Raw genomic sequence first — 18,240 nt, forward strand, 5'->3', positions numbered from 1 at the left:
AGACGTCGAGGCGGCTGAGACAAACCCCTCCGGCCAGTTCGTGACCATCTCCACCTCTGAGAGGGAGATGTCGCGCGCAGCGCCTTCGACAACGAAATTTGCAATGTCCATTTCCGCGATCCTTCACGAGCGGAGACTGTTCCACAGGCGAGCCCGGGCGGGCGACAGACGCCCACCTGGGATGATCCGACGGTTCTTTCGAACCGTCAGATCACGTAGGATCGGAGAGGCTCGAAGCCGTTGAAGGCGACCGCCGAATAGGTGGTCGTGTAGGCGCCGGTGCCTTCGATCAGCACCTCGTCGCCGATGGTCAGCGACAGAGGCAGCGGATAGGGCGTCTTCTCATACATCACGTCCGCCGAATCGCAGGTCGGGCCGGCGAGCACGCAAGGCGCGGTTTCCGAGCCGTCATGCGCGGTCACTAGGGGATAGCGGATCGCCTCGTCCATCGTCTCGGCCAGGCCGCCGAATTTGCCGATATCGAGGAACACCCAGCGCACATTGTCGTTGTCGGCCTTCTTCGAGATCAGCACGACTTCCGACTTGATGACGCCGGCATTGCCGACCATGCCGCGGCCCGGCTCGATGATGGTCTCGGGAATGGCGTTGCCGAAATGCTTGCGCAGCGCCGAGAAGATGGCCTGGCCGTAAGCCTGGGCCGCCGGCACGTCGCGCAGGTAGCGCGTCGGGAAGCCGCCGCCCATATTGACCATCTTCAAGACGATGCCTTCCTCGGCGAGCGTCGAAAACACGGTCTTGGCGTCGGCCAGCGCGCGGTCCCAGGCCGTCAGGTCGGTCTGCTGCGAGCCCACATGGAACGACACGCCATAGGCGTCGAGCCCGAGCGCCTTGGCATGGCGCAGCACGTCGACGGCCATCGCCGGCACGCAGCCGAACTTGCGCGACAGCGGCCATTCGGCGCCCTCGCCATCGGTCAGCACGCGGCAGAACACGCGGGCGCCTGGAGCGGCGCGGGCGATCTTCTCGACCTCCTCGACGCAATCGACGGCAAACAGCTTGATACCGAGCTGGTAGGCGCGCGCGATGTCGCGCTCCTTCTTGATTGTGTTGCCGAAGGAGATGCGGTCCGCCGGCGCACCGGCGTCCATCGCCATCTCGACTTCGGCAACGGAAGCGGTGTCGAAGGACGAGCCCATCGCAGCAAGGAGGCGCAGGATTTCCGGCGCCGGGTTTGCTTTCACCGCATAGTAGATCCTGGAATCGGGCAGCGCCTTCTCGAAGGCGCGGAAATTGTCGCGCACGACATCGAGGTCGACGACGAGGCAAGGACCGGTCGGACGTCGGGTGGCGAGGAAGTCGAGGATGCGCTGCGTGGCCATCGGGTTTCTCCATCACGCCTTTCGGCGCGCACAAGGGTGCGGACGCGGGCTGTCGGCCTCGCGAACACGCGGTGGACAAAGGCGGGACGGAAATCCATGGAACCAGCCGGTGGAGACCCCGGAACCATGAAACGCCGTCTCGCGGCGATGAACCTTGGCCTTGCCCGGCTTCGGTTCGCTTTGTCTGCCTTGGCTTGGATTGGGAGAACCCCGTTCCGCACTGCCGGCAATGATGGTGTGCCTCTTCAGTAACCCCGGTCTTTGGACAACCGGCAGAGAACCAGAAAGGCCCGCACCGTCGTTGCTTCAAGGTGTCCTCGGTCTGGCGGTTGGCCGCTAAACCGACTGGAGGGGTTAGCTCCAGTTACCTTACCGATTTCCCTCACCATTCAGAGGATCGGCGGACACCCACAGGCACGTGCGACTTTGGGCAAGCGCGATATAGGGGCAGAGAGATTCACAATCAATAAAAATCGTATCGCAGGTTGTAAAAATTCCGGCATCGAACAATGTTGGTTCACCGTATCCGGATATCGAACGATGACAGGCACGCACGGCCCTTTCTACGCCCTTCTGCACCCTCGCAAGATACCGGTGGTCCGGCCTGTCGCTGGCCCTTCCGGCAGCGACATTGCCCTGATACGGCTCGGCCGAAACTCGACGCCGCACGAAAGGCCTGATTCATGGACACACTGACCCGCATGCGCGCCTTCATCGACGTGGTCGAGGCCGAGGGCTTTTCGGCGGCGGCGCGCAAGATCGGCCGCTCCAAGGCGCTGCTGTCGAAATATGTGCGCGAGCTGGAGGACGAGCTCGGCGCGCTGCTGCTCAACCGCACCACCCGCCAGTTCTCGATGACCGAGGCCGGCCACACCTATTATCGCCGCGCCTCCGAGATCGTGCGCGAGGTCGACAGTCTTGCCGATGCCGTGCGTGAATCGTCCGGCGACGTGCGCGGCAGGATCAAACTGTCTGCGCCGCGCACCTTCGCCGACGCGCCGATCGGCCAGTCGCTGATCGACTTCGCCAAGCAATATCCCGACATCGTGCTCGACATCCAGCTGGACGACCGCTTCGTCGACCTCGTCGAGGAAGGCTTCGATCTCGCGGTGCGCATCTCGCGCCTGGAGAACTCGTCGCTGATCGCCAGGCGTCTGGCGCCGTTCTCGACGCGGCTGTGCGCATCTCCCGAACTCATCGCAAAACATGGCATGCCGGTGCGCGCGCAGGACCTCGGCCGCATGCCCTGCATCGTCGACACCAATGGCCGCGGCCTGAACAACTGGCAATTCAAGGGAGACGGCGAGGATACGGTAAGCGTCTCGGTCTCCGGCCCGATCGAAGTCAACAGCCCGATGGCGGCGCGGGCTGCTGCCCTGTCGGGATTGGGATTTGCCATCCTGCCGGATTTCATCGCCGTGCCGGATATTGCGAGCGGCCGGCTGGTGACGGTTCTGGATGACCGCACCCTGTCGGGCGCCGGCATTTTCGCCGTCTATCCGCACCGGCGCTATTTGCCCGCCAAGGTGCGTGTCTTCGTCGATTTCCTGGTCCAGTGGTTCAGGACGCGCGAAACCGCATGACCGCCTTCAATTGCGGCGCGGTCCCATTTTCGCCCCCTTTCTGGTAACTGTCGACTTCTCTCCGAAGCCAAGGGAATCGCGACCGCGAATGCATCTGAGACGGCACGCAATCATGCTGGCTTCGGCCCTGGCGGCGACATTGGCCGCCGTTGGACCGGCCGAGGTGCATCCGCACGTTTTCGCCGAGGCCCGCCTCGACGTGATCCTCTCCCCGGATCACCAAAGCGTGAAAGCGCTGCGCCATCTCTGGCGCTTCGACGATCTGTTTTCCAGTACTGTCATGATGGAGTTCGACAAGAATTCCGACCTGAAGCTTGACGACAAGGAGTTGAAGGAGGTCGCGGACACGGTCCACGCCTCGCTGGCCGAATTCAACTACTTCCAGCTCGTCACCCAGGACGGCAAGGACGTGCCGATGACGCCGCCGCCGCATCTGATGGCCAATTTCGACAACGACCAGCTGATCATCCTGTTCGAGTCCGAACCGAAGGCGCCGATCAAGCTCACCGGCAAGATCGATATCGGCGTCTACGATCCGACCTTCTACACGGCGATCGATTTCACCGAGGACGCCAACATCACGGTCGAGGGCCTGCCCCCGAACTGCACCGACAAGGTGGTCCGCCCCGACCCGGATGAGGCCATCAAGGAAAACCAGAAGACCCTGACGGACGCCTTCTTCAACGACCCGACAGGCACCGACATGAGCAAGATCTTTGCCACCAAGCTCGAACTGACCTGTCAGCCAGAAGGATGAACCCGGTGATGAGACCGTCCCTGCGTTTGGCATTCGGCCTGTTGGCCATCAGCTTCGCGATGGTGCATTTCGCCGGCTCGGCTCATGCCCAGAGCTCGCTTGGCATCGGCGTCAACGATGGCATGGCGCCGACCACCGGCCCGTTCGCCCACATACTGATGTGGATCAACCTGCGGCAGCAGGAGTTCTATCGCGCGCTCGCCACGGCGATGAAGGCGATGCGCCAGGACAACAGCAAGCTCTGGGTGCTCATCGGCCTGTCCTTCGCCTACGGCATTTTCCACGCCGCCGGCCCCGGCCACGGCAAGGCGGTGATCTCGTCCTACATGGTCGCCAACGAAGTGGCGCTGCGGCGTGGCATCCTGTTGTCGTTTGTCTCGGCCCTGCTGCAGGGCCTGACCGCGGTCGCGGTCATGGCGGTCGCCTATTTCGTCCTGCGCGGCACCGCCGTCTCTATGACCGACGCGGCCTGGTTCATGGAGATCATGAGCTTCGTCTTCGTCACCCTGTTCGGCGCCTGGCTGCTGTGGCGCAAGCTCGGCCCATCCATCCTGCGCCTGTTCGGCAGAGGTCCCGCCTACAGCCTGTCGGCGGCTCACGCCGGGCATTCCCATGCGGGCCATTCGCATGCCGCTCACAGCCATTCGGCGCACGCGCTGCATCAGCATGATCATCATGACCACGGGCATGACCATTCGCACGATCATCATGACCATCACCACGATCATGGCGCGCACGATCACGCGCACGCGGCGGGCGAGGTCTGCGAGACCTGCGGCCACTCGCATGCGCCAGATCCGGCGCTGCTGTCGGGCGACCGCTTCGACTGGCGCACCGCCTGGACGGCGGTGGCCGCGGTCGGTATCCGCCCCTGCTCCGGCGCGCTGATCGTGCTCAGCTTCGCCCTGCTCAATGGCCTGTGGCTCGGCGGCCTGCTGTCGGTGCTGGCGATGTCGATCGGCACCGCCATAACCGTCTCGGCGCTGGCCACGATCGCGGTGACCGCAAAGAACTGGGCGGTGTATTTCGCCGGCGACGGCCGCATGGGCAACCGCATCCATTCGATCGTCGAGATCGGCGGCGCCGCCTTCGTGTTCCTGTTCGGACTGCTGCTGCTGTTGGCGAGCCTGACGGGCGGCGTTTGACCCGGAAGTAGCGCCCGAAGGTGTGTTGAGATTCAGGTCAGGCCGCGCCGAGAACGGTTGATATCGAGAACCGGAGCGGAGCGTGCTTAAAGTACGTGAGCACCGGAAGCGCAGGTATCAGCCGTTCGCAGGCCGGCGTCACCTGAATATCAATACACCTTGCCGCCCAGTTCATCCTCGATATGAGCGCGGATAATCTCGTCAAAACTCTTCTCGGCGCTGAAGCCGAGTTCCCTTGACCGCCGCGCCTCGAACCGCGTCGGCCAGCCCTTGACGATCGCCCAGATCGTCTCGTCCGGCTCCTCGCGGATCAGGCTCACCGCCTTCGGCCCGGCGATGCGTTCCAACGCCTCGATCTGCTCGCCGACGGTGACGGCGACGCCTGGCATTGTCAGGTTGCGGCGCGGCCCGACGGCGGCGCCGTCGATCCCGGCCGCATGGATCAGGAAATTCACCGCCGAGCGTGGGCTGGCGTGGGTATGGACGACGGTACGCGGCACCGGCAGGATCGCCTCCTGACCGTTCAGCGGCTCGCGGATGATGCCGGAGAAGAAGCCGGAGGCCGCCTTGTTCGGCTTGCCCGGCCGCACGCAGATGGTCGGCAGCCGGATGCCGATGCCGTCGAAGAAGCCGCGCCTGGAATAGTCGGCCAGCAGCGCCTCACTCATCTGCTTCTGCGTGCCGTAGGAGGTCAGCGGCGTCGTGTGGAATTCATCGGGAATGACGTCGGGGAACGGCGCGCCGAACACCGCGATCGACGAGGTGAACACGACACGCGGCGCAAACCCCGCCAGCCGGATGGCATCGAACAAGGCGCGCGTGCCGTCGAGATTGACGCGGTAGCCGAGATCGAAATTGGCTTCCGCCTCGCCCGACACGATGCCGGCGAGATGGAACACGACGTCGGGCCGCGACGCGACCAGCCTCTCGGCGGCGCCCGCCTCGGCGAGATCGCCGGTATGGCTGTGGATGCTGACGCCATCGATGGCCGGCGCCTGTGGCGGTACGATGTCGTGCAGGTCGAGCGCGGTGATCTTCTGGCCGCGCAGCCTGCCGTCCTTCGCCAACCGTGCAATGAGCTTGCGGCCGACCATGCCGGCGGCGCCCGTGATCAGAATGCGCATGTCGAACTTCCCTTATTTGCTCTGATTTTTGCGTTGGCTGCGCGCGCGCAGCCAGAACACCAAGAAAAACGCCAGCACGAACGCGGTGCCGAAGATGCCGGCGAGCACGGTCGAAAGGCCGCCGAGGGCCAGCATGATGTTTGGCAGGAAATAAACGGCAATGCCGAACAGCAGCATGATCGACAGCGCGGCGATGGCGGCGTTCTTGGTATCGCGATCCATTATGCTGTCCCTGCGTGGCCAGGGGTCGTCGAGCTAGGATTCAAGGCGCTTGGATTCCCTGCGTCAGTGATGATGGCCATGATGCAAAGCCGCGTCATGCCCCTGGTGGTGATCATGGTCATGACCATGGTCGTGCTCGTCGCCGTCGTCGGCGCACTGGCCGAATTCAGGTTCCACCGTGGCATGGCTGATGCCATGCTCCGACGCAAGCCGCTTCTTGATCGCGCTGACCGCCTTGTGCGCATCCACGCCCTCGTCGAGGCAGGCATGCAGCGTCGCCATGCTGCTGGTGCCGTCGATCGACCAGATATGCATGTGGTGCACCTCGCGCACCCCCTGGACCGTCGCCGCAATGTCGCTGGCGATCAGATCCCGGTCGAGGCTTGGCGGCACGCCTTCGAGCAGGACATGGGCGGCAGCGCGCATCAGCGACCATGCCGTGGACAGGATCAGCAGCGAGACCAGTACCGACAGGATCGGATCGATCGGGGTCCAGCCGGTCGCCAGAATGACGATCGCCGCCACGATTGCCGCGGCCGAGCCGAGCAGGTCGCCGAGCACATGCAGGATGGCGCCGCGCATGTTGAGGCTTTCGCGGTCGCCGCCATGCAGCACCAGGAAAGAGCCGATGTTGACCAGCAGGCCGAGGATCGCCACCACCAGCATCGGCCCGCCCAGCACCGGCGCCGGCGTCTGCAGGCGCTCCCACGCCTCGTAGACGATCCACAGCGCGATGACGAAGATGGCGATGCCGTTGGTGTAGGCCACCAGCGTCTTGACCCGGCCGAAGCCATAGGTCAGGCGGACGGTCGCCGGCCGGTCCGCAAGATGAAACGCATACCAGGCCAGGCCGAGCGCAATGGCGTCGGCAAGCATGTGGCCGGCATCGGCCAGCAGCGCCAGAGAGCCGGTGAAGAGGCCGCCAAGCGCCTCGGCCACCATGAAGCCTGCCGTCAGGCAGGCCGCGATCAAAACGCGCTTCTTGTCGGTCGAGCCATGACTATGCCCGCTGTGGCCGTGCCCGCTGTGGCCGTGCCGGCTGTGATCGTGCCGGCTGTCGTCGTGCCGGCTGTCGTCGTGCCGGCTGTCGTCGTGACTGTGCGCCAATGGCAAACTCCCATGCCCGGATTCAGCTCAGGCGCCGAATTCCGCGCGAAAATCGTCGAGCCGTCGTTTCTGCTGGCCGGTACCGTCGAAATTGGCCGGATCGAGCCACGCCTCGTAGGCTTTGCGCAAGGCCGGCCATTCCTTGTCGATGGTCGAATACCATGCGGTGTCCCGGTTTTCACCCTTGACGATCAGGTGCTGGCGGAAAACGCCCTCGAACTTGAAGCCGAACCGTTCCGCGGCGCGCTTCGACGGCTCGTTGCGGTTGTTGCATTTCCATTCGTAGCGGCGATAGCCGAGCTCGTCGAAAATGTATTTCATGAACAGGAACTGCGCTTCCGTCGCCGCCGGCTTGCGCGCGATGAGCGGCCCCCAATAGATGTTGCCGATCTCGATGACGCCATAGGCCGGATCGATGCGCATCAACGTCTGGCGCCCGGCGACCTTGCCGCTCGGTTTGTCGATGACGGCGAAGAACAGCGGATCCTCGCTCGCCTCCACCTTGTCCAGCCAAGGCTGGAAGGCGGCGCGGGTTTCCGGCGGATAGTCGGGCAGCCAGGCGAAGCGGCCATCGACGTCGGCCACGGAAGACGCTTCATAGAGGCCATCGCCGTGCTTCGCGGCGCTCAGCGGCTCAAGCCTGACATAGCGGCCCTCCAGCACCTTGCGCTCCGGGCGCGGACGCGGTTGCCAGTCCTTGAGATTTTCCGACACCGAAAGCTCCAATCCGTTTGACTTTTGCGGGCCGAAGCTCACAAAAACGCAACCGCATAGCAAGAACCACACGGACGGGAAAAATGCTCCACACGATTTCGGCCTTCGATCGTCTCGGCGAGGAAAACGCCTTCGCCGTGCTCGCGAGGGCCACGGCACTCGCCCAACAAGGCCGCGACATCGTCAATCTCGGCATCGGCCAGCCCGACTTCAAGACGCCGCAGCACATTGTCGAGGCGGCGATCAAGGCGCTGCGCGACGGCCACCACGGCTACACGCCGGCGAACGGCCTGTTGGCGACGCGCGAGGCGGTGGTGCGCCGCACGCTGACCACGACCGGGGTCGAGGTATCGCCCGAGGCGGTGATGATCCTGCCCGGCGGCAAGCCGACCATGTTCGCCGCCATCCTGATGTTCGGCGAGCCCGGCGCCGAGATCCTCTATCCCGATCCCGGCTTTCCCATCTATCGCTCTATGATCGAGTTCACCGGTGCGGCACCCATCCCCGTGCCGATGCGCGAGGAGAACGGCTTTGCCTTCTCGGCCGAGGAGACGCTGGCGCTGATCACCTCTAAGACGCGGCTCCTGATCCTCAACTCGCCGGCCAACCCGACCGGCGGCGTCACACCGCGCGCCGAGATCGAGAAGTTGGTCAAGGGACTGGAGGCACATCCGCGGGTGGCCATCCTTTCCGACGAAATCTACGACGTGATGACCTATGACGGCGAAAAACACTGCTCGCTGCTCGGGTTTCCCGAAATCCGCGACCGGCTGATCGTGCTCAACGGCTGGTCGAAGACCTGGGCGATGACCGGTTGGCGCATGGGCTGGTCGATCTGGCCGAACGGCGACAAGGGCGCCCATCTCTACGACAAGGTGCGCAAGCTGGCGGTCAATTGCTGGTCCTGCGTTAACGCGCCGAGCCAGTTTGCCGGCATCGCGGCCATCGACGGCCCGCAGGACGACGTCGACAAGATGATGCGCGCCTTCGATCGCCGCAGGAAGATCGTGGTCGAGGGACTGAACGCCCTGCCAAACATATCCTGCATCACGCCCAAGGGCGCCTTCTATGCCTTCCCCAACGTGTCGAAGACCGGCTGGAAGGCGAAGAAACTCGCCTCCGCCCTGCTCGACGACGCCGGCGTCGCGTTGATCGGCGGCCCCGATTTCGGCATTCTCGGCGAAGGCTATGTCAGGCTCTCCTACGCCAATTCCGAGGAAAACATTTTACGCGCGCTGGACAGGATCGGAGCGTTCCTGGCCAAGTGACGCCTCCGATGTTCGCCGCGAAGCCGCATCGATTGCCGCTGGCGGAATGGCCATGTCATGATGCGTCGGGAGGCGCATGGTCAAAGACTGTGCCTGCGTGCGGGGAGCCGCTACGATCGTTGGATCAGGATCGAAATGGGGTGCCTCGATGTTTTATGCAATTCTTGCCTATCACGTGGAAGACGCGATCAAGGCGCTGACGCCGCAGGAAGATGCGGCACTGATGACCGACCTGCTCAATATCCACGACGGGCTCTATGCGAACGGCAGCCTCGGCCCCTCGGCGCGGCTTGGAGCGACCCAATCGGCCTGCACCTTGCGCGGACCCGGCGACGGGATCGTCATCGACGGCCCCTTCGCCGAGACCAAGGAACAGCTTCTCGGCCTCTATGTCGTCGATTGCGCCAAGCGCAATGACGCGATCGCCATCGCGCGCGATCTGCGCCGCGTCAACCCGACCGCCGTCTACGAGATCCGCCCGATCGCGCTCTATCTGCCGGGCGTGGCGCTGGCAGGCGCCTAAAGCAACTCCAGAAAGCGCGTAGAGGTTTCCCGGGAAAAGCGCGTAGCGCTTTCCCTTGGGAATTGCGCAAAAATAAAGGCTTGGTCAGCCTCTGCCCACGAACGGCATCTTGGTCGCCATCACGGTCATGAACAGCACATTGGCCTCGAGCGGCAGGCTGGCCATGTGGACGACGGCGTCGGCCACGTGCTGGACGTCCATCACCGCTTCGGCGGCAATGGAGCCGTTGGCCTGTGGCACGCCGACCGTCATCGGTTGCGCCATGTCGGTCAGCGCATTGCCGATGTCGATCTGGCCGCAGGCGATGTCGTAGGGGCGGCCGTCGAGCGCCAGCGTCTTGGTCAGCCCGGTGATGGCATGCTTGGTCGCGGTATAGGGCACCGATCCCGGGCGCGGCGCGTAGGCCGAGATGGAGCCATTGTTGATGATGCGGCCGCCCATCGGTTTCTGCTTGCGCATGGCGCGGAAGGCCGCGCGGGCGCACAGGAACGAACCGGTGAGGTTTACGCCCACAATATCGTTCCACACCTCGACCGGGATCTCGTCGATCGGCGCCGACTTGTAGCCCATGCCGGCATTGTTGAAGAGCAGGTCGACGCGGCCGAACGCCTCCGCCACCGTCTCGAACAAATCATCGACCTCGCCGGGCTTGCTGATGTCGCAGGCGACAGCCAGTGCCTTGGCATCCGTCTGCTCGGCCGCGGCGATCGCCTCGTCCAGCAGCGCCTTCCGGCGTCCGCAGAACACGGTGTTCCAGCCGGCTTTGAGCAGCGCCGTGGCGACGCTCTTGCCGATGCCCGTGCCGGCGCCGGTGACGATGGCGGTTTTTTCGGTCATGGCAGATATCCTCCGGCTGCGCCGCGTTTGCTCGACTGATTTTCAGGTGGTCCAGGGACAAAAGGCATCGCAAATGACGGCGGCGATGGCAAGCGGGACACTGGTATCCAGGGCAACGAATCCAAGCTGACAGGTCTTCGGGCCTTCGACCGCGCGCTGTCGAGGGAGCATTGAACGGAAAACCCGCCTGTGCGGCGGGCCCCTGGCGCAACTCAGCACCATAACCAAATATCTACCATAGTTGCCTTCACCCAGTCAAGGAAAAAATTCCTATCAAAGGTTCGGAGCCTGGCCGGGTGCCGAAAAGTACAATTCATTTTGGGAGAAGCCCGGAGGGCCGACAAAAAGGGCGGTCATTGGCGACCGCCCTGATCTGGACCGGACTTGGGAGGAGGAAAGCCGATCCAACTGTCTAGAATCATGCGCTTCCTGGGTTAACGAGAGGTTAACGCCACGAAGGCCCGCCTGTTCCGTTTTGGCCCTACCAGCGTGGATTGGGTGAGGTCCCGGCGTTGGCAGCCGGCACTTTGACCGCCGAAACCGTCGCCTCGACATGGTCGATCAGCGCGTCCGGCAGGCCGAGCCGGCCCGCGAGCAGATCGAGATAGCCGCGCTCGGCGCGTGTGTCGGGATCGATTGTAAGGCGCGACGCGGTGTAGAGCTCAAGCTTCTGCGCGTCGGTCTTGGCGCCGGCCACCAGCGTGTCGAGGTCGAGCGGGCTCTCCAGCTCCGCCATCAGGAATTTTTCCGCATCGGATCCGATCCCCGCGAGGCTCAGCTTGCCGGCGATCTTCTTGCGCTCCTCATCGTCGACATGGCCGTCGGCCTTGGCCGCCGAGATCATCGCCCGCACCAGGGTCAGCGTGAATTCGTCCTCGCCCTGCGGCGCTTGCGACGGGTGGAACGCAGTGTCCTTCGGCGGCGGCAGCAATTCCGGTTCGCCGGCCGCCGGCGCCTGCTCGGGTGCATTGCCGGCCTTGTAGTTCTGGTAGGCCTTGTAGGCGAGGCCACCGATCGCTGCCAACCCACCGAGCTTGACGGCGGCACCGGTGACCTGGCGCCCGGCGCCGGTTCCAAGCAGCACCGCGGCCAGCGCGCCCGCCGCAAGAGGATTGTCCTTGGCCATCTGCACCGCCTGTCCGGCCTTGTCGCGGACCGTGCCGCCGGTGCCGGGAATTTGCGAGCCGAGCAGATCGTCGAGAAGCTTCTTGGGATCGAACATCAATGCCTCCAGGATTGCCCGGCCGAACGGGCAGGTTTCGAACGCCGAAGACGTAGGTCCCGAAACCTGGCATTGCAATGACGGGCGGCCGCTTTGCCCCGGCCCAGGCGCCTTGATCAGGACCCGATATGCGGTCCCCTGCCCCGCGCCTGCGCCAGCTCGACCTGCCGCTGGCGCTCGGCATAGCGCTGGCGGTCGTCGTCCGACCGAGCGTCGAAACAATGCGGGCAGGAGACGCCGGCGGCAAATTTCGGCGATGTCAGCTCGTCCAAGGTCAGTGGATGCCGGCAGGCGCGGCACAGCTCGGCGTCGCCCTCGGCGAGGCCGTGCGACACCGAAACCCGTTCGTCGAAGACGAAGCATTCGCCTTGCCACAGGCTGTCTTCGGCCGGCACCTCTTCGAGATATTTCAGGATGCCGCCCTTGAGATGGAACACCTCCTCGAAGCCGAGCGACCTGACATAGGCCGTCGCCTTCTCGCAGCGTATGCCGCCAGTGCAGAACATGGCGACCTTGCGGCCTTCCAGTTCCGCGCGGTGCTCTTCCACCCAGGCCGGGAATTCGCGAAAGCTCGCGGTCGCCGGATCGACGGCGCCCTTGAAGGTGCCGATCGACACTTCGTAGGCGTTGCGCGTGTCGATGACGATCGTGTCGGGTTGGGAAATCAGCGCGTTCCAGTCGGCCGGCGCGACATAGGTGCCGGCACTCTTCGCCGGGTCGATGTCTTCGACACCCATGGTGACGATCTCGCGCTTCAGCCGCACCTTCATGCGGTGGAAGGGCGTTTGCGCGGCGCTGCTGTATTTCACCTCGAGGCCGGACAGCCCGTCGATGGCTTCGAGATGGTCGATCAGTTCGGCAATCGCCGCATCGCTGCTGGCGACCGTGCCGTTGATGCCTTCATGCGCCAGAAGCAGCGTACCCCTGATGCCGCGCCCACAGCAGAAGGCAGCCAGTGGCGCTCGCAGCGCCTGGAAGGCGTCGAGCCGGGCAAATTTGTAGAGCGCGGCGACGCGGACAGGCTGGGATGGCGCGGACGGTGTCATTGCCAGAGCAACTAGACGCTCGTAAAAGCCGTTTCAAGGTGAAACGGGTTTGACGGCCTGTCAGGCCCTGTTCCGGAAGAGCCCGTAAGCTACCCGGCGTGCGTGACATCACGACACGCCCGGTTGCGTGGACAGGAAAATATCAGTCTGCTAATCGGTTGAATTGACAACGATATGGAGAAGAAGATGCCCAGCAAGACCGAAAAACTCCTGTCGCTGCTCAATGGCCAGCCGGTCATCCCGGTGCTGAAGATCGCTGAAGTTGCCAATGCCGTGCCCTTGGCCCGCGCTTTGGCACGCGGCGGCCTGCCGGCGATCGAGATCACGCTCAGGACCGCGGATGCGCTGGAAGCGATCCGACGCGTGGCGGGCGAGGTCGAGGAAGCCATCGTCGGTGCCGGCACCATTCTGGATGCTCGCCAGTTCGACGAGGCGGCCGCCGCCGGCTCGCAATTCATCGTCAGCCCGGGCATAACCCGCGAGCTTCTGGCCGGCGCCGCCGACAGCGAGGTTCCGCTGCTGCCCGGCGCCATCACCCCCGGCGAGATCATGGCCGCGCGCGAAGCAGGCTTGCGCTTCCTGAAGTTCTTCCCGGCCGAGCAGTCGGGCGGCATCGCCTCGCTGAAGGCATTCGCCTCGCCGCTCGCCGATGTGAAATTCTGCCCGACCGGCGGCATCACCGGCAAGAACGCGGCCGACTATCTCAGCCTGCCCAATGTCATCTGCGTCGGCGGCTCCTGGATTGCCCCCGACGACATGGTCAAGGCCGGCAGGTGGGACGAGATCGAAGCCCTCGCACGCGCCGCGAGCAAGCTCGCCGGATAAGCGCTTTCGCGTTCACCAGCGCAGCGGGCCATTCTCGTCGAAATAGCCGGCGGTCGGACCATAGGCATCGAGCGTCGCCAGGCGCACGATGATCTCGGCTGCCTGCTGCACCGTGCGACCGCCCCTGTGCCCGTTGAGATCGGTCGCGGTGTAGCCGGGAGCAGCGGCGTTCACCTTGATGCCGCGCGGCGCGAGTTCCCTGGCGAACGCCACCGTGATGGCGTTGAGCGCCGTCTTGGAGCTGCCATAGCCCATTATGTTGGGCGACTGGTTTTCGCCTGTTGCGTCCTGCGCGCGGGCGATCGAGCCGATATAGCTGCTCACCATGACGATGCGGCCGGCGGGCGATGCCAGCAGAAGCGGCAGGAATGCCTGGGTGACGCGGACCGGGCCGAAGACGTTGACATCATAGGTGGCCTTGATGTCGGCGATATTCTCCCGGCTCGGCGGCAACTCATAGCGCCCGTTCGAGCCGAGCGCGTCGACATATCCAGGAGCAATGCCGGCATTGTTGACCAGCACGTCGAGGCTGGCTACCCGCGCCGCGACGGTCCTGGCGGCGGCCGCCACGCTTTCGTCATCGGCGACGTCGAGTTCGAGCCACTCGACGTCGAGCCCTTCGCTGCGCAGCGCCTGTGCCGCCGCGGCGCCGCGTGCGGCGTCGCGGGCGCCGAGCCAGACCTTGAATCCCGTTGCCGCCAGGCGCCGTGCGGTCTCCAGGCCGATGCCCTTGTTGGCGCCGGTCACCAGCGCGCGCTTCGATGTCGTCATATCCAAATCTCCTTTGTGGAGGCCTGATGCATGTCGCCTGGAAGTGGCCCCGGTCCGGGAGAACGACATGCATAAACAAAGGCCCAAGACGCGTCGCCAAACGCGGCGCGCCTTAGAGATGGCGGATTGCCGCCCGCCTGGCGCGCCGAAAACTCTCTTGCTCTTGCCTGATCCTCTCACCTGGTTGCGCGGCCCACGCGGATCGGCAATGCTGAAACGATGAGAGAAGCGCTGCTGGAATTGATCGCCATCGCCGGCCGCCATGCGCATGGGCGGCGGACAAGGACGGCGATCCCTCGCGTTACGATCGGCCGCAGCGAGGTCCCGACGCCGCCGATGCCCGAGCTTTGTCAGCCGGCGGCGCTGTTCGTGCTGCAAGGCACGAAATCGGTGCTGATCGGCGAGCGCACGCTTCGTTATCAGGCCGGCAGCTATTTCGTCTACGCGGTCGAGACACCCGCCACCAGCCAGCTGATCGAGGCGAGTATCGCGCATCCCTATGTGGCCATCGGTTTCGCCCTCGATGTCAAGGCGATCGCAGCCCTGCTCATCGAGCACGAGCCGGCCATCGGTGGCGACGATTTCATGACCTACCTGGCCAATGACGACCTGCTCGACGCGTGGCGCCGGATGCTGCGGCTGCTCGACAGGCCCGCCGAGATTCCCGTGCTCGCTCCCCTGCTCGAGCGCGAGATATTGTTTCGCCTGTTGCAAGGCCCGCAAGGCGCGAAGTTGCGCCAGCTCGCCGGCGCCGACAGCCGCTTGTCACAGATCCGCCGGGCGACCGCCTGGATCCGGGCTCACTATGACGAGCCTATCGAAGTGCGGCGGTTGGCCGAGCTCGCCAATATGAGCAGCGCTGCGTTTCATCGCCACTTCAAGGCGGCGACGGCGATGAGCCCGATCCAGTACCAGAAGCAGGTCCGCCTGCTGGAGGCCCGCCACCTGCTGCTGGCCCAGCCGGGAAACGCCGCGCAGGTTGCCTTTACCGTGGGCTATGAAAGCGCGTCACAGTTCAGCCGGGAATATGCGCGTCAGTTCGGGTTGCCGCCTGCACGCGATGCCGCGCGGCTTCTGGCGCGGGGCGAAGCGGCCGCGCTGGACATCGACTGAACCATCCCGGGCGGCACGAAAAAGCCCGGCCGGCTTGCGCCGATCGGGCTAGTCTGGTGCCATGATAGTGAGTGGTGTCTTGGCGGTCAGTTGCAGACCCTGACGTTCTCGACCACCTTGTGGTGATGCTTCCAATGCGTGACCACCTTGGTCCGGCAGTGATGCTTGCCATTTTTGATGATCGCGGTTTCGGCTTGCGAGGGAGCAATAGCCGCCGATGCCGCCACCAGCGCCAGGACGGATGCCAACAGGATCTTCTTCATGAATATCCCCGGGGTTGGAACGCAGCCATTCTAGCCGGGAAACAGGCGGCTTTTACGTTTTCACGAGAAGTTCAGGCACCCGTGATCCCGCGGGCCAGGGCCGGCTTCATGCATGCCGGTTGTTCCCGCACACAGCCGGCACACACAAAAAAAGCCGCGCCGGTTGCCCAGCGCGGCTTTCGGAATGCCCGGTCTTTACGCTACTTCGTCTGGAAGCGCGCGACGGACAGGAATTTTACGGCATTGCCGGTGAAACGGTTGGCATCCGCCATCTGGTCGCCCTGCTGGAAGCCGGCCGTGTAGACCTCGCTCGGCGGCGTGTGGACCACGTTGTAGGCGTAGCCCGGCGCCGTCGTGGCGCTCGAAACCGTCGCGACATTCTCGCCGCTGGTCAGCGCCCAGCGGGCGGCCTGCGGTGCGGCGGCAACCACGATGGCCTTGGGACCGGGTTTCAGGTCGCGGGCGGTGGCTCTGGCCTCCTTGCGGGTCGTCTTCACGCCGGCACCGATCGCGGCGACCGGATCGGAACCGGCAGCGCGGGCGACGACGGCCTCGCGCGGCGATGCGGCATCGACGCCGGACGGGTCGTTGAAAGCCGAACGAGGCTCGGACAACGACGCAACCCGATAATAGTCAGCCTGCACGGGAAGCGCCTCGGCCTCGTCGAGCACGGCCTTGACCGCATCGGGCTTGACCGCATCGGGCTTGGCCGCATCGATATTGGTCATATCCGGCCGCGCGCTCGGCAGCACCGAGAAGGCATCGGTCGCGGTCTTGCCACGCTCGGCCGTCTCGGCCAGCGCCATCAGCACATCCTTGCTGGGCGCAGGCGCCAGCACCGCCGGCAACGTGTGTTCGGGGCGCCATGTCGGCAAAGGTATGTTGTTGGCGGTAACAACCTGCGCTGCATCGGCGGCAACCGCCGCGGGATCAGCCTTGCCGAAGGGCATATTCGCCGGCGTCTGCACGGTTGCCGCGGTCTGTTCGGTGCTGGCCGTCGCATCCGCCGTGCCGAAGGGAACATTTTCAGGCGGCTGCGCGCCGACATCGACTTTCGGCCGCGGCGCGAAATCGGGCAGCGGGATGCTGCGTGCCGGCAACGCCGCGATGATCGTCTCGGGCGTGTCCTTTTCCGGCTCCGGAGCCTGCTCCTCGGCGACCTGCGGGATCTCGGCGCGCTTGGCGTTCTCGGGCGCCACGATCGCGATCCCCGGCAGGGTGTCGCTCTTGGCGGTGCTCGCCGGTGCCGGCTTCACGCTTCTCGGCTTGGGCGCCGGCTCCGCGGATGCGACATCGGCGCTGTCGTCGGCCTCGTCGTCGCCGCCGCCGAAGAAGGCAGCCAGCAGTCCGCCGGACCTCTTGGAACCGCCACCGGCGCTGGCCAGCTCGATGGCGGCGCCGCCGGAACCCTTGCGTGCCTTGTATGAGGCAAGCGCCTGCTCAAAGCCGGGCAGCGGCCGGCCGTCGCTCGGCACGTGCAGCGTCTTGCCGTTCGGGAACAGGCTCACCAGCTCCTGTCGGCTGATGCCGGGCCAATGGCGCACATTGCCGACGTCCATGTGGACGAACGGCGAACCGGATCTCGGATAGTAGCCGACGCCGCCGCCCTGCATCTTGAGCCCGATATTGCGCAGCTTCTTCAGCGGCACGCCCGGAATGTAGAAGTCCATCGCCTTGCCGAGCATGTGCTGGCTCTTCTCGGCGACACCCTTGCTGCGGCTGCGCAGCATCGAGTTCGTCGACGGCGAGCGATAGCCGCAAACCACCTGGATATAGTCGGTGGCGCCGCTTTCCCGATAGGCTTCCCAGACCAGGTCCAGCAGGCGCGGGTCCATCTTGGTCGGCTCGTTGCGGCGCCAGTCGCGCAGGATGATGTTGATCTTCCTCAGCCCGGCCTGATCGTAACGGCCGTTGCGCTTGTAGACGATCTCCGCCTTCTCGTGCGTGTGGAGGTGGTAGAGCTTCAGGGAACGGACTTCGGCCCTGGCGCCGGTTGCGGCAGCGGCAAGAAAACCAAATGCGACAATCATGGCCGCCAGCCACTTCGGCCAGACGCTCAAATGATAGTGCCGCCCGTTTGTGTGTCGTTCGATTCTGTTCAAATCAAAAGGCCTTGCAGGCTGCCGTTTGTCCCCGGATTTGCCCAAACGGACGTGTCGTTGTCACATCCGAATATCGATCCTAATGGTTAATCATCGCTTATTGAAGCCGAAATGCGGTAAGACCGTGGCGATATCCCGCCAAAAATTGTCCACAAGGTTTCTTGGTAAACCGCTGGTTTAGATCATGATTCCTCGTTTGGCCGAAACACGATCTGTTACCGTTAGCCTTAATGCGTGAACGGGACCGTCGGGGACGTCGCCATCGGCGCGCCACACTC

18 protein-coding genes are annotated in these 18,240 nt (G+C 64.5%); 7 read left to right on the forward strand and 11 right to left on the reverse strand.

Going from position 1 to position 18,240, the window contains the following annotated elements; all coding sequences use genetic code 11:
• Positions 1-206: 206 nt before the first annotated feature.
• Positions 207-1,340, reverse strand: a complete 1,134-nt coding sequence (gene odc2, locus ACIU1A_RS22710; RefSeq protein ID WP_140496253.1) for an ornithine/lysine decarboxylase — start codon at positions 1,338-1,340, stop codon at positions 207-209.
• Between the two features lie 683 nt (positions 1,341-2,023).
• On the opposite strand from odc2, the gene ACIU1A_RS22715 reads away from it, so the two are divergent.
• The 3 genes from ACIU1A_RS22715 to ACIU1A_RS22725 all read left to right on the forward strand — a co-directional run bounded on the left by ACIU1A_RS22715 (position 2,024) and on the right by ACIU1A_RS22725 (position 4,825).
• Positions 2,024-2,923 carry a LysR family transcriptional regulator gene (locus ACIU1A_RS22715; RefSeq protein WP_140496254.1) on the forward strand — a complete coding sequence of 300 codons (900 nt, stop codon included), beginning with the start codon at positions 2,024-2,026 and terminating at the stop codon, positions 2,921-2,923.
• Between the two features lie 88 nt (positions 2,924-3,011).
• Positions 3,012-3,680 (forward strand): DUF1007 family protein, encoded by a 669-nt coding sequence (locus ACIU1A_RS22720; protein ID WP_140650211.1) that lies wholly within the window; start codon positions 3,012-3,014, stop codon positions 3,678-3,680.
• The gene (locus tag ACIU1A_RS22725) at positions 3,677-4,825 is read left to right on the forward strand and encodes a nickel/cobalt transporter (protein ID WP_404925336.1); all 1,149 of its coding nucleotides are present in this window, start codon (positions 3,677-3,679) and stop codon (positions 4,823-4,825) included. Before ACIU1A_RS22720 ends, ACIU1A_RS22725 begins: the two co-directional genes overlap by 4 nt.
• Before the next feature lie 149 nt (positions 4,826-4,974).
• Here the strand turns inward: ACIU1A_RS22725 and denD are convergent, their stop codons facing one another.
• From denD to ACIU1A_RS22745, 4 genes are read right to left on the reverse strand one after another with little or no spacing between them, the layout of a single operon-like run.
• A complete protein-coding gene (gene denD / locus ACIU1A_RS22730) occupies positions 4,975-5,949 on the reverse strand; it encodes a D-erythronate dehydrogenase (RefSeq protein WP_140496257.1) in 975 nt (324 codons plus the stop codon).
• 12 nt (positions 5,950-5,961) lie between these two features.
• A complete protein-coding gene (locus ACIU1A_RS22735) occupies positions 5,962-6,174 on the reverse strand; it encodes a hypothetical protein (RefSeq protein WP_140513664.1) in 213 nt (70 codons plus the stop codon).
• 60 nt (positions 6,175-6,234) lie between these two features.
• Complete coding sequence (locus ACIU1A_RS22740; protein ID WP_404925337.1) at positions 6,235-7,278, reverse strand: cation diffusion facilitator family transporter; 1,044 nt, start codon at positions 7,276-7,278, stop codon at positions 6,235-6,237.
• 27 nt (positions 7,279-7,305) lie between these two features.
• A complete protein-coding gene (locus ACIU1A_RS22745; protein ID WP_404925338.1) occupies positions 7,306-7,992 on the reverse strand; it encodes a GNAT family N-acetyltransferase in 687 nt (228 codons plus the stop codon).
• Between the two features lie 83 nt (positions 7,993-8,075).
• Between ACIU1A_RS22745 and ACIU1A_RS22750 the strand changes: the two genes are divergently transcribed.
• Positions 8,076-9,260, forward strand: coding sequence for a pyridoxal phosphate-dependent aminotransferase (locus tag ACIU1A_RS22750; protein ID WP_140496261.1), 1,185 nt, complete (start codon positions 8,076-8,078; stop codon positions 9,258-9,260).
• 148 nt (positions 9,261-9,408) lie between these two features.
• A complete protein-coding gene (locus ACIU1A_RS22755; RefSeq protein WP_404925339.1) occupies positions 9,409-9,783 on the forward strand; it encodes a YciI family protein in 375 nt (124 codons plus the stop codon).
• 84 nt (positions 9,784-9,867) lie between these two features.
• Here ACIU1A_RS22755 and ACIU1A_RS22760 read toward each other — a convergent pair whose 3' ends face one another.
• The 3 genes from ACIU1A_RS22760 to ACIU1A_RS22770 form a co-directional block, all read right to left on the reverse strand.
• Positions 9,868-10,620 carry an SDR family oxidoreductase gene (locus ACIU1A_RS22760; RefSeq protein ID WP_140513668.1) on the reverse strand — a complete coding sequence of 251 codons (753 nt, stop codon included), beginning with the start codon at positions 10,618-10,620 and terminating at the stop codon, positions 9,868-9,870.
• A gap of 481 nt (positions 10,621-11,101) precedes the next feature.
• Positions 11,102-11,842, reverse strand: coding sequence for a tellurite resistance TerB family protein (locus ACIU1A_RS22765; RefSeq protein WP_404925340.1), 741 nt, complete (start codon positions 11,840-11,842; stop codon positions 11,102-11,104).
• 116 nt (positions 11,843-11,958) lie between these two features.
• Positions 11,959-12,888, reverse strand: coding sequence for a rhodanese-related sulfurtransferase (locus ACIU1A_RS22770; protein WP_404925341.1), 930 nt, complete (start codon positions 12,886-12,888; stop codon positions 11,959-11,961).
• A 186-nt stretch (positions 12,889-13,074) separates the two neighbouring features.
• Here ACIU1A_RS22770 and ACIU1A_RS22775 point away from each other — a divergent pair, with 186 nt between their 5' ends.
• A complete protein-coding gene (locus tag ACIU1A_RS22775) occupies positions 13,075-13,713 on the forward strand; it encodes a 2-dehydro-3-deoxy-phosphogluconate aldolase (RefSeq protein ID WP_404925342.1) in 639 nt (212 codons plus the stop codon).
• A gap of 12 nt (positions 13,714-13,725) precedes the next feature.
• On the opposite strand, the gene ACIU1A_RS22780 is transcribed toward ACIU1A_RS22775, so the two are convergent.
• Positions 13,726-14,484 carry an SDR family NAD(P)-dependent oxidoreductase gene (locus ACIU1A_RS22780; RefSeq protein WP_404925343.1) on the reverse strand — a complete coding sequence of 253 codons (759 nt, stop codon included), beginning with the start codon at positions 14,482-14,484 and terminating at the stop codon, positions 13,726-13,728.
• Positions 14,485-14,724: 240 nt separating this feature from the next.
• On the opposite strand from ACIU1A_RS22780, the gene ACIU1A_RS22785 reads away from it, so the two are divergent.
• Positions 14,725-15,597, forward strand: coding sequence for an AraC family transcriptional regulator N-terminal domain-containing protein (locus ACIU1A_RS22785; protein ID WP_404925344.1), 873 nt, complete (start codon positions 14,725-14,727; stop codon positions 15,595-15,597).
• An 86-nt stretch (positions 15,598-15,683) separates the two neighbouring features.
• Here the strand turns inward: ACIU1A_RS22785 and ACIU1A_RS22790 are convergent, their stop codons facing one another.
• A complete protein-coding gene (locus tag ACIU1A_RS22790) occupies positions 15,684-15,860 on the reverse strand; it encodes a hypothetical protein (protein WP_404925345.1) in 177 nt (58 codons plus the stop codon).
• Positions 15,861-16,060: 200 nt separating this feature from the next.
• Entirely contained in the window at positions 16,061-17,890 is a 1,830-nt protein-coding gene (locus ACIU1A_RS22795; protein WP_404925346.1) for a DUF882 domain-containing protein, read from the reverse strand.
• Positions 17,891-18,240 lie beyond the last annotated feature (350 nt).

It is taken from the genome of Mesorhizobium maamorense, assembly GCF_044998965.1.
Classification (GTDB): Bacteria; Pseudomonadota; Alphaproteobacteria; order Rhizobiales; family Rhizobiaceae; genus Mesorhizobium.

Coding starts and splice junctions, on each gene's coding strand:
- odc2 (WP_140496253.1), bottom strand. CDS start 1,340: ATGGCCACGCAGCGCATCCTCGACTTCCTCGCCACCCGACGTCCGACC.
- ACIU1A_RS22715 (WP_140496254.1), top strand. CDS start 2,024: ATGGACACACTGACCCGCATGCGCGCCTTCATCGACGTGGTCGAGGCC.
- ACIU1A_RS22720 (WP_140650211.1), top strand. CDS start 3,012: ATGCATCTGAGACGGCACGCAATCATGCTGGCTTCGGCCCTGGCGGCG.
- ACIU1A_RS22725 (WP_404925336.1), top strand. CDS start 3,677: ATGAACCCGGTGATGAGACCGTCCCTGCGTTTGGCATTCGGCCTGTTG.
- denD (WP_140496257.1), bottom strand. CDS start 5,949: ATGCGCATTCTGATCACGGGCGCCGCCGGCATGGTCGGCCGCAAGCTC.
- ACIU1A_RS22750 (WP_140496261.1), top strand. CDS start 8,076: ATGCTCCACACGATTTCGGCCTTCGATCGTCTCGGCGAGGAAAACGCC.
- ACIU1A_RS22755 (WP_404925339.1), top strand. CDS start 9,409: ATGTTTTATGCAATTCTTGCCTATCACGTGGAAGACGCGATCAAGGCG.
- ACIU1A_RS22760 (WP_140513668.1), bottom strand. CDS start 10,620: ATGACCGAAAAAACCGCCATCGTCACCGGCGCCGGCACGGGCATCGGC.
- ACIU1A_RS22765 (WP_404925340.1), bottom strand. CDS start 11,842: ATGTTCGATCCCAAGAAGCTTCTCGACGATCTGCTCGGCTCGCAAATT.
- ACIU1A_RS22770 (WP_404925341.1), bottom strand. CDS start 12,888: ATGACACCGTCCGCGCCATCCCAGCCTGTCCGCGTCGCCGCGCTCTAC.
- ACIU1A_RS22775 (WP_404925342.1), top strand. CDS start 13,075: ATGCCCAGCAAGACCGAAAAACTCCTGTCGCTGCTCAATGGCCAGCCG.
- ACIU1A_RS22780 (WP_404925343.1), bottom strand. CDS start 14,484: ATGACGACATCGAAGCGCGCGCTGGTGACCGGCGCCAACAAGGGCATC.
- ACIU1A_RS22790 (WP_404925345.1), bottom strand. CDS start 15,860: ATGAAGAAGATCCTGTTGGCATCCGTCCTGGCGCTGGTGGCGGCATCG.
- ACIU1A_RS22795 (WP_404925346.1), bottom strand. CDS start 17,890: ATGATTGTCGCATTTGGTTTTCTTGCCGCTGCCGCAACCGGCGCCAGG.